Origin of the sequence: Bacillus cereus group sp. BceL291, assembly GCF_051776705.1 — a bacterium.
In the GTDB taxonomy this organism is placed as follows: domain Bacteria; phylum Bacillota; class Bacilli; order Bacillales; family Bacillaceae_G; genus Bacillus_A; species Bacillus_A cereus.
Genome location: NZ_JBPWAP010000198.1, coordinates 1 through 2,173, shown reverse-complemented (window position 1 = coordinate 2,173; position 2,173 = coordinate 1). Strand labels below are relative to the sequence as shown.

Sequence of the window (2,173 nt, the reverse complement as noted above, 5' to 3'; positions counted from 1 at the left end):
CAATTAGGAAACGGCTTTTGTAATCGTATGAGTTGTAATTATTATTCACTTGGGTGAACGTTGTATGACTGAAAGGAAACCCATGGCAGTTAACTGTGTAAATGGGCACTTATTTATTAAGTGTATTCGACGGAGCCGGAAGTAGACGACTTAAGGGAGCGACATGAATGAAGTGAAGTGCAGACAGAAGGTAAGGTGACGGAGTGGACTCTCAAAGGACACGACGGCGCGTGAACTGATGGCAAACGAAATGGAATGAGTGAGAAGAGCGTACGGTCGGCGAGGTAACGGAGGTGTAGGAGCAGATTGATAGAAAGTGAGGGTAACAATTTGAAACTGACAGAAAGACAATTGAATGATTTGAAAAGAATTAGCGAATTACGTGTAAAGTTGTTTGGAGTTCCTGGTGAAAGTGTAGTTGATCCAGAGAATGTTGAGTTTTTATTGGATAATGCTATTAGTTCTTATTTAGGGCAATTAGAAATTTTTGAAGTCACGATAGAGATTGAACAGTATAATTCAATGTGTGGGTAAATTGTAGAAATGTGGCGAAGACATTTTCGGACATTCTAATAGCCGAAAATCGTGTACAAAATGACATGTTTAATAAAAAATAAGGAGCGGGATAGATTTTATGCAAGTTTATTTGGATAGGCTAATGATTAAGTATAAAGATGTAACAGAGAAACAATTTAGTGATGTTTTAACTAAAATATCGTCAAAGCAGATTTTTTTACCGAATACACCTATTAGGTCAGAACATGGGACGTCTGTTAGAGATTATCATAGAGTTATACATATTGGATATGGTGAAGGTGCAGTTTATATAGGGTGGAAACATAATTCGGAAAAGGAAAAAGATAGCTATGATATGAAAGTTGATTTTAACCCTTCTAAATTTGAAAATAACGAGTTGCAAAAAGATAGTTATGAAAAAGTGTTTGAAACCGTTTTTCATACGTTAAATGCAGTTTTGAAGTCTAATAAGCGAGTGGTTTATGGTATGGATATTGCTTTTGATATAGAGCGTCATATGAGTGATATTGTGTCTTATAGTAAAACAGGAAAGCAACAGGATAGACATAAAGGAACTGTTTATTATGGAAATAGAAATAAAGATGGATATTTGAAGATATATGATAAGAAAAAGGAGTTATATAATCATTTTAAAAGAATGATAGAAGAAGAGAATTTGACTCGTATTGAGTATAGTTGGAGAGACTCTGACGGTGTAGTGGTAGACGAAATAAGGAAGAGTCCTCCGTTTAGTATTGATGAATCTTATACATTCTCGATTTTTAATTTGAATAATGTTAAAGGGGCATTAAAAGCTTGTTTGATTTGTTATTCTAATGGAACTATGGATATGAAAGAGTTCCCTCGTAGAACTAAAGAGAGTATAAAAAAAGCCCTTGAAGAAATGGATCACTTGGCGGTGGACCCCATTCTACAGGACTGTTGGTTATCTATATTAGAAAATATTAAGAACTATACTCGTTTATGATATTAGCGTGTGCTTCTCTGTGTGTCAAGAGGGTGTCAATATGATGCTCTCTTTTTGTTTTTCTTAACTTGTTTATATTAATAGCGGATAGAGTCCCACTTTTACATTGTTCTGGTGTATCTTAGTGTTGATATTGTGTTTAAACTGATGTTATATTTATGTAGTACGATATACAAGAGGTGATTAGATGAGTGAAATGGTTCGTGTTAATACACGTATCAGTAAAAAGTTAAATGATTGGTTGGACGAGTATAGCAAAGAAAGTGGTGTACCGAAAAGCACTTTAGTTCATTTAGCTTTAGAGAATTATGTGAATCAAAAGGTTATGTTGGAACAAATGCCAAAGATGCAACAAATGTTGAGTATGATGTTTGAAAATGTAACGCAGCAACAATTGAATCAAAAAGGGAATATGTTTGAGTTGAAGTAACGGTTATGTTTCGAAAATGTAGTCTTATTGATTAGGAGATGCACATCGATAAACTAAATGCGTAGTTGGTGTGGCTGAAGTTTGCCCGCCACCTACTCATTTAGAATATCCGTGCATGGGTCCCTGAACAATTAGGAAACGGCTTTTGTAATCGTATGAGTTGTAATTATTATTCACTTGGGTGAACGTTGTATGACTGAAAGGAAACCCATGGCAGTTAACTGTGTAAATGGGCACTT

Annotated in this window: 3 protein-coding genes; all 3 read left to right on the top strand. The window is 35.0% G+C overall.

Annotated features, from left to right (window positions below):
• Positions 1-306: 306 nt before the first annotated feature.
• The 3 genes from ACS2CR_RS34010 to ACS2CR_RS34000 all read left to right on the top strand — a co-directional run bounded on the left by ACS2CR_RS34010 (position 307) and on the right by ACS2CR_RS34000 (position 1,934).
• Complete coding sequence (locus ACS2CR_RS34010) at positions 307-534, top strand: hypothetical protein (RefSeq protein ID WP_000572905.1); 228 nt, start codon at positions 307-309, stop codon at positions 532-534.
• Between the two features lie 100 nt (positions 535-634).
• Positions 635-1,504, top strand: coding sequence for a hypothetical protein (locus tag ACS2CR_RS34005; protein WP_001198524.1), 870 nt, complete (start codon positions 635-637; stop codon positions 1,502-1,504).
• A 187-nt stretch (positions 1,505-1,691) separates the two neighbouring features.
• A complete protein-coding gene (locus tag ACS2CR_RS34000; protein ID WP_001293418.1) occupies positions 1,692-1,934 on the top strand; it encodes a hypothetical protein in 243 nt (80 codons plus the stop codon).
• The last annotated feature ends 239 nt before the right edge of the window (positions 1,935-2,173 follow it).

What these genes read in the sequence shown, in the direction of transcription:
- ACS2CR_RS34005 (WP_001198524.1), top strand. Translation starts at nt 635, where the DNA reads ATGCAAGTTTATTTGGATAGGCTAATGATTAAGTATAAAGATGTAACA.
- ACS2CR_RS34000 (WP_001293418.1), top strand. Translation starts at nt 1,692, where the DNA reads ATGAGTGAAATGGTTCGTGTTAATACACGTATCAGTAAAAAGTTAAAT.